Consider the following 6,777-nt stretch of genomic DNA (forward strand, 5'->3'; position numbering starts at 1 on the left):
ACATACCAGCCAGTTAGTGGCGTAGAAATTCACTCCAACTTATGGGGTTCACTTCAGTTGGCGGGGGAACACACTTTTTTTAGTTGGCACTCATTAATTGAAACGACGATCAAGGACAAAAGCACGGCCATCGTCTTGAGGCCGCACTTCACTGAAGCCAATTGATTGGTAAAAGGCCCTCGTTCGCCTCTCATCATCAGTGATCAAGACAGTTTGGCCAATGTGCTGATGGCGTTGAAGGTAACGACGGACTAACGCTGTCCCAATGTGCTGACGTTGAAAGTCTGGGTGGACTAAGATATCTTGAATGTAAAGAATGGTATGGCCATCGGTGATACCACGAACGAATCCGACTAAACGGCCACTTGCAAGCGCCCAAAGAACGGTTGACTGTTGAAAGGCTGCCAATGTGTTTTGAGGGGCTTCTGTGTAGGCTGTCCAACCATTGCTCCGGTATAGGTCCAAGATGGCCTGATCCGTGACGTTGGTTGGTCGCGCGAAAGTATAATCTATCATAAAATCTCTCCTTAAAATTAAGAAAGTCTGACATGATAGATTAAAAACGACTTTTTACCATTGCACTCATCCCATTTCAATGTTTTAAGAGACAATTTCATTGTATCATGAATATGAGAAAATGATTAAAAATAGGCTTGCGGCTAAATCAGTATTAATGACAATCTATTGTGGGCTCACCCGTTCATTCCCGCCGTAAAGCCCTGCAGGAAACTGGTAATGATATCAGGTAAATTTGTGACGAAGGCTAAGATGACGCCGATGAGTAAGAGGCCACTCAAACTGACGAGTGACCAATCGATGGTGCTCGTTGGTCTTTTCATGTGATGATTGCTCCCCTGGAAGTCCCCAAATTAAGCCGCTATGACGGCGGCTTCGCTTCGACTCCTGGGTTTTAGTTTAGCACTTTAACGGTTGGTTGGAATCATTCATTTGGCCACATCTTTTTTGCAGGAGACTGGTAACCCCCGGGGTGATCAATCGGCCAGCGATTCTTCGCTGCGCCGAAGGATCTCTAACGGCCCCGGTTGGTCGGTCGTTGAAGGGGTCAACGGTTGGTGAAAGCCTGGGTCCAAAGTAGGCCGCGTGGTCACGCTGAAGCCGTTAGCGGTCGGGGTGAAGACCACGTGCATCCCGGCCTGAAGGCCCAATCGCTGGGCAATCGCGGGCGGGATGGCCAAGCCTAAGGAGGCCTCGAGGGCCACGATGGTGGTCAATTGATCGGTGGTGATATCTGTCATGGGTGCCGCTCCCTTTCGTTTTTATGGGTAGTATGCGAGTACGGCGGAAAAAAGCCCAGCGAGAAACGTTAGAAAGGTGGGTGGCCAATCTTTGGTCGGGGAATTAGGGGAGCGTGAGGGGTTCCAGCCCCACATTTTGCTGGACCCTCGTATAATGGATGTATCCATATCTGAGAAGGAGGCGCTTCAATGGCCAAAATAGCGATGATTTCAGACGTGCACGGCAACGTCACGGCCCTGCAGGCGGCCATTGCCGATGCGCAAGCGGCTGGTTGCACGGATTATTGGTTCTTAGGCGATCTGTTTTTCCCCGGTCCCGGGGCCCACGACTTGTTGGCGCTGCTGGACGAACTACCGGTCAAGCTGTTTGTGCGGGGTAATTGGGAGGACATCCTCCTGGCGACGCTGGACGGGCAGATCGACGCGACCGACCCGATGGACATTTACGCGACCATCCTGGGCGACTACATCCAGGCCCACCTGACGGCCGCCGACATCCAGCGTATCCGGGACCTGCCCATGGTCCAGACGGCCACGGTCGACGGCTTGACCTTTCAGCTGAGTCATAATCAGCTCACCAAAAACTTCGGCCACGCCCTGATGCCCGCCGAGGACCAGGCGGCCTTCGATGCGCTCGCCGGTGAGACGGCCGACGTGGTGCTTTACGGGCACACCCACCACCAGCTCCTGCGGCAAAGCACCGCTGGTCAGTTGATCATGAATCCTGGGACGGTGGGGATGCCGTTTGCCCACTGGGACCGCTTCACCACCGATTTACGGGCGCAGTACGCCATCGTGACGACGCACGGGTTGAACGCGCCGGCCGTGGACTTTCGCCGGGTCAGCTACGACGCCGCGGCCGAGCTGGCCTTAGCGACCAACCGCCACCTGCCGTACCTGGAACTCTATACCGAGCAGCTCCAGACGGGCCGGGTCCACACCCACGACCGGGCGACGTTAGCCGCGACGACCAAGCAGTTGGGCTACCAGGTCCGGTTTGCGGCGATCTGGGACCGGATCAAACCGCAAGACTAGACCGCCACGCAGCGGAGGTGGCCGTGACGGTTAAAAGTGCGTTGCGGTTGCGCTTGTGACTTCCTGCACCTAAACTAACAGGCGGAGGAGTCGAATATGAAAAATGTTATATTGAACTTGTTACTCATGATGGTCCTGGTCACGGGGCTGATCGAGGGGGCGGCGATTCTGGCCAACCTGGCCTACGTGCTGAATACCACGGTGGCCCTGTGCCTGGGCGCGGTGATTTTCACCGGCACCTGCCTCGCCGTCTGCGGTCTGGTGCGGTACTTTTGGCGGCGTAGTTTTCCCGCGACATCCCACGGCTTAGAGAAATAACCAAAAAAAGACGATTGCGCGGGTTTGGCGCAATCGTCTTTTCACTGTCTATTCGCGGCTTTGGCCGAACCAGAAGTACAGCCACGGACCGATGGGTTGCACGAAGGCCAGCAGGGTCCATAACAGTTTGTTGCCGTGCCGCACGCTTGAGGCCCGGCGCAGGTCGTTGAGTACGATGATACTGGCGGTCACCTCAAGCGCCGCCACGGGGAGTAGTCGTTGCCGAGCGCGGCGGGAAAGGGGCCGCTTGGGAGTGGATGATTTGAACATGGAAAACGCCTCCTAAATAGGTCGTTACCGTTAGTATACGCTGAGCGCTGGCTAACGACCACGGTTTTGCTCGGCGGCGGTCAACGGGGTGGACATTTCCAGTTTTCTGTCGATAAAGCGCTTACCACCGTTGAAGCCGACCCCTAAATAACTTTATAATAAAGAAGTTGTGATTCTGAACGATTTAAGGAGACGCAAGAAGAAAAATGGACAAAGATAGCCCCACACACTCACCCAAAGAGTTTCGTCTTTCCCAGCGCCACCACATGGCGATTCCGTGGAAACGACTGATCCAAGATAAAAATGTTCCGGCCCGCGAGGCCAGTCTACAGGAACGCGCGTCGATCGTTGGCCGCATCGGGATTACCCTGTTATCCTGTGGAACGGGGGCCTGGCGCGTGCGTGACGCCATGGATAAGGTGGCCCGTAGCCTGAATCTGACCTGTTCCGCCGACATTGGCTTGATTTCCATCAGCTATACCTGCTTCAACAATGACCGCAGTTACACCGGGGTCCTGTCCCTGCCGAACACCGGGGTCAACACGGATAAGCTGAACATCATGGAGGAACTGGTCAAGAACTTCGAAAACGACTTTTCCTTCCTCACGATTGCCGAGATCCACACCGTGATCGACAAGATCCAGCAGCGCCCGAAGCAGTACACCCCCGTGATGTCGGGGCTGGCCGCGGCGTTAGCGTGTGCAGCCTTCATCTTTTTACTGGGTGGGGGAATTCCCGAAATGATCTGTACCTTCCTGGGCGCCGGTCTGGGCAACTACCTGCGCGCGGTCCTGGGCAAGCACGCCACGACCACCATTGCCAGCATCGCGCTGGGGGTGGCGGTCGCCGGGCTGACCTACATGCTGAGTTTTCAGATTTTGACCTTTTACTTTCACATTCTGCCCCAACACGAGGCGGGCTACATCGGCGCGATGCTGTTCGTGATCCCGGGGTTCCCGTTCATCACCAGCATGCTGGACATCTCCAAGCTCGATATGCGGTCGGGCCTGGAGCGGTTGGCCTACGCCATCATGGTGACCCTGATTGCCACGCTGGTAGGCTGGCTGGTCGCCGTGACCTTTGACTTCCGACCAGCCAACTTCTTGCCGTTGGGTCTGTCGCCGCTGGTGGTGATGCTTTTGCGGCTGCCCGCGAGTTTCTGTGGGGTCTACGGGTTCTCCATTATGTTTAACAGTACCCAAAAGATGGCCATCGTGGCCGGCTGTATCGGGGCCGTCGCCAATACGCTGCGCTTGGAGCTGGTCCAACTGACCACGCTGCCCCCGGCCGCCGCGGCCTTCTTTGGCGCGCTGGTCGCAGGGCTACTGGCCTCGCTGATCAACCGCTACAACGGGTACCCGCGGATCACGCTGACGGTGCCGTCCATCGTGATCATGGTGCCGGGGCTGTACATCTACCGGGCCATCTACAACATTGGCAGTAACCAGATCGGGGTCGGCGCGCTGTGGCTGACCAAGGCCGTGTTGATCATCATGTTTTTACCAATTGGCTTATTCGTCGCCCGCGCCTTGCTGGACAAGGAGTGGCGGCACTTCGATTAGCCTCTTCGGGACTGCTCACTCACGAGTGGTCCTTTTTTCGTGGGAACGACCGGCGGACAACTAGGCTGCTGACGGCGAAATTAGGGCATTGATAGCGGTTTAGCGCCGTGCTATGATGGGGCTTACCAATGAACGATTGTGAGGGAACTAAATGGCTTACCAAGTGGATTTCAAAGAAGTAACGGCAGTGGGATTAGCGTCGTCACCGGTCAAGGACGCCTTGGCGGGATTGCGGGCCAACGAGGCGCGGTATTTTTGGAACAAGTACCACCACGTCTTCGTGACGAGAACGGTGGCCGAAGATCCGGAGACGGTGCCGTGGGTCGACCAGATCCTGGCCGAACGCGACCTGCACTTTCCGTATCCGGTGCTCGAAGTCAGTCGCTTTGAGGAAGCGGGCACCAAGTTCGCCGACGTCTTTTATGAAAACGGCCTGGTGGTCAGCGTGATGTACGCGCTGGACGCCGCGGGCAAACGGGCCGTGGGTTTCAAGCTCGCTGACGGCATGGCCGTACCGGTTGAATTGGCGGATAAATTCAAGTTTGCCCGGCAGAAGTCGAAGTTGGCGGGGACCATCCGGGGCTCGTACTTCGTGATCAAGGGAACGCACTAAAAAACCGCGTGCCAGTCAGGACCCAAGTCCCCACCGGCACGCGGTTTTGGTTTAAGAAGGTGTTTCGTCGAGGTCGAACCGGTTGGCGTTGCGGCGTTGGCCCAGCCGCTTGGCCAGTTCCAGGACCGCCGTGGGCACGAACATGGCGGGCAGGACGATCAGCCAGGCGCTGACGGGCAGGCTTACCAAGCCAAAGGTCTGCTGCAGGGCGGGCACCGTGGCGATGAGCAAGACCACCCCGGCGGCCAGCAGCATGGCGCCGTTCAGCACCGGATTTTGCCGCAGGCTGGTCATGGTCAGCGGCTGCCGGTCCTTGATGGCGTAGATGTCGATCATCGACCCGATGGCTAGGACCAAGAAGAGCATGGTCATGCCCACGGGCGCTTGGTCGGCGGTCAGGCCGAACCGGCCGATGGCGTAGACGCCGAGCGTGAGGAACGTAAAGGTGACGGCTCGAATGGCCAGTCGTCCACCCAGTCCCCGGGCCAACAGGCTTTCGTCGTTGGCCACCGGTGGCTGTTCCATGGCGGACCGTTCGCCGGGTTCGCGGCTAATGTAGAAGCCCGGGATCCCGTCGGCCAGCACGTTGATCAGGAGCAGTTGTTCGGCCAGCAGCGGGGCGCCCCAGCCCATGAGAACCGCGCCGACCATTAAGAAGATCTGGGCGAAGTTCACCCCGACCAGGAATTCCACGGCCTTGAGGATGTTCTGGTAAACGGTCCGGCCTTCCTTGACCGCGGCGATGATCGTGGCGAAATTGTCGTCGGTCAGGATCATGTCGGCCGCGCCCTTGGAGACCTCGGTCCCGGTGATCCCCATGGCGATGCCCACGTCGGCGGCCTTCAGGGCGGGGGCGTCGTTGACCCCGTCACCGGTCATGGCCACGGTCTTTCCCGCGGCCTGCCAGGCCTGCACGATACGAATCTTGTCCGTGGGGGAGACCCGGGCGTAAACGGCGATGTCGGGTAATTGCGCCGCAAAGTCGGCGTCGGAGAGTTCCCGCAGGTCGTCACCGGATAGCACCCGTTGGCCGGGCGTCAGCAGGCCGATGTCCTGGGCGATGGCTTGGGCGGTCACCATGTGGTCCCCCGTGATCATGATGGGCTTGATGCCCGCACGGTGGGCCTCCCGAATGGCGGGGATGACCTCCGGCCGGGGCGGGTCGATGATGCCGACCAGACCGGCGAAGGTCAGGTGCTGGGTCAGGGCCGCCCAGTCGCTCAGGTCGGCTTGGGCGTCGACTAACCGGTAGCCGACCGCTAGCACCCGTAGCGCCTGCCGGCCAAAATCATCGTGGACCCGTTGGGCGGCCGCCTTGGTCGCCGCCGACCAGGTCACGGGTAGCCGGTCGAAGGCCCCCTTGACGATGACCAGGCGTTGGCCGTCGGCGAGTTGGTGGACCGTGGCCATGGTCTTCTTCGTGGAGTCGAAGGGGTCTTCGGCGAGGCGGGGGGCCGTGGCTTCCAGGGCCTGCCGCTGCTGGCCGTGCTGGGCGAGCCAACGCACGATGGCCAGTTCCGTGGGGTCGCCATGGGTCTCTTCCTGGCCGTTGACCGTTTGAATCTCGGCGTTGGTCGCCAGTCCCAGGTAGCGCATCAGGTCCCGGCCGGATGCCGTGAGTTGGTCGGCGGCGTGGCTGGCCGGTTGCTGAGGCGTCCAGTAGCGGGTGATGGTCATCTTGTTCTGCGTCAGAGTCCCAGTCTTGTCCGAGGCGATCACGTCG

Annotated in this window: 9 protein-coding genes; 4 read left to right on the forward strand and 5 right to left on the reverse strand. The window is 58.7% G+C overall.

Annotation, left to right across the window (positions count from 1 at the left end; all coding sequences use genetic code 11):
* Positions 1 to 93 precede the first annotated feature (93 nt).
* The 3 genes from FD37_RS02740 to FD37_RS02745 form a co-directional block, all read right to left on the reverse strand.
* Complete coding sequence (locus FD37_RS02740) at positions 94 to 516, reverse strand: GNAT family N-acetyltransferase (protein WP_056963268.1); 423 nt, start codon at positions 514 to 516, stop codon at positions 94 to 96.
* A 176-nt stretch (positions 517 to 692) separates the two neighbouring features.
* A complete protein-coding gene (locus FD37_RS12745; RefSeq protein ID WP_156153299.1) occupies positions 693 to 839 on the reverse strand; it encodes a hypothetical protein in 147 nt (48 codons plus the stop codon).
* Positions 840 to 992: 153 nt separating this feature from the next.
* Complete coding sequence (locus FD37_RS02745) at positions 993 to 1,256, reverse strand: AbrB/MazE/SpoVT family DNA-binding domain-containing protein (protein ID WP_045806620.1); 264 nt, start codon at positions 1,254 to 1,256, stop codon at positions 993 to 995.
* A 189-nt stretch (positions 1,257 to 1,445) separates the two neighbouring features.
* Between FD37_RS02745 and FD37_RS02750 the strand changes: the two genes are divergently transcribed.
* Together FD37_RS02750 and FD37_RS02755 are read left to right on the forward strand one after the other, a co-directional pair.
* Complete coding sequence (locus FD37_RS02750; RefSeq protein WP_056963270.1) at positions 1,446 to 2,291, forward strand: metallophosphoesterase family protein; 846 nt, start codon at positions 1,446 to 1,448, stop codon at positions 2,289 to 2,291.
* A gap of 96 nt (positions 2,292 to 2,387) precedes the next feature.
* Positions 2,388 to 2,609 (forward strand): hypothetical protein, encoded by a 222-nt coding sequence (locus FD37_RS02755; RefSeq protein WP_147007645.1) that lies wholly within the window; start codon positions 2,388 to 2,390, stop codon positions 2,607 to 2,609.
* Between the two features lie 48 nt (positions 2,610 to 2,657).
* On the opposite strand, the gene FD37_RS02760 is transcribed toward FD37_RS02755, so the two are convergent.
* Positions 2,658 to 2,879, reverse strand: coding sequence for a PLDc N-terminal domain-containing protein (locus FD37_RS02760; protein ID WP_056963274.1), 222 nt, complete (start codon positions 2,877 to 2,879; stop codon positions 2,658 to 2,660).
* A 206-nt stretch (positions 2,880 to 3,085) separates the two neighbouring features.
* Here FD37_RS02760 and FD37_RS02765 point away from each other — a divergent pair, with 206 nt between their 5' ends.
* A complete protein-coding gene (locus tag FD37_RS02765; protein WP_056963276.1) occupies positions 3,086 to 4,441 on the forward strand; it encodes a threonine/serine exporter family protein in 1,356 nt (451 codons plus the stop codon).
* Between the two features lie 151 nt (positions 4,442 to 4,592).
* Positions 4,593 to 5,054 carry a hypothetical protein gene (locus FD37_RS02770; RefSeq protein WP_056963278.1) on the forward strand — a complete coding sequence of 154 codons (462 nt, stop codon included), beginning with the start codon at positions 4,593 to 4,595 and terminating at the stop codon, positions 5,052 to 5,054.
* Between the two features lie 51 nt (positions 5,055 to 5,105).
* On the opposite strand, the gene FD37_RS13100 is transcribed toward FD37_RS02770, so the two are convergent.
* On the reverse strand, positions 5,106 to 6,777 hold a 1,672-nt coding region (locus tag FD37_RS13100), incomplete at its 5' end, for a cation-translocating P-type ATPase (RefSeq protein WP_235807848.1).

This window comes from Levilactobacillus spicheri DSM 15429, assembly GCF_001435095.1.
In the GTDB taxonomy this organism is placed as follows: Bacteria; Bacillota; Bacilli; order Lactobacillales; family Lactobacillaceae; genus Levilactobacillus; species Levilactobacillus spicheri.

Bases quoted from the DNA above. Each gene is read 5' to 3' on its own strand.
- FD37_RS02740 (WP_056963268.1), bottom strand. From the start codon at position 516: ATGATAGATTATACTTTCGCGCGACCAACCAACGTCACGGATCAGGCC.
- FD37_RS12745 (WP_156153299.1), bottom strand. From the start codon at position 839: ATGAAAAGACCAACGAGCACCATCGATTGGTCACTCGTCAGTTTGAGT.
- FD37_RS02745 (WP_045806620.1), bottom strand. From the start codon at position 1,256: ATGACAGATATCACCACCGATCAATTGACCACCATCGTGGCCCTCGAG.
- FD37_RS02750 (WP_056963270.1), top strand. From the start codon at position 1,446: ATGGCCAAAATAGCGATGATTTCAGACGTGCACGGCAACGTCACGGCC.
- FD37_RS02755 (WP_147007645.1), top strand. From the start codon at position 2,388: ATGAAAAATGTTATATTGAACTTGTTACTCATGATGGTCCTGGTCACG.
- FD37_RS02760 (WP_056963274.1), bottom strand. From the start codon at position 2,879: ATGTTCAAATCATCCACTCCCAAGCGGCCCCTTTCCCGCCGCGCTCGG.
- FD37_RS02765 (WP_056963276.1), top strand. From the start codon at position 3,086: ATGGACAAAGATAGCCCCACACACTCACCCAAAGAGTTTCGTCTTTCC.
- FD37_RS02770 (WP_056963278.1), top strand. From the start codon at position 4,593: ATGGCTTACCAAGTGGATTTCAAAGAAGTAACGGCAGTGGGATTAGCG.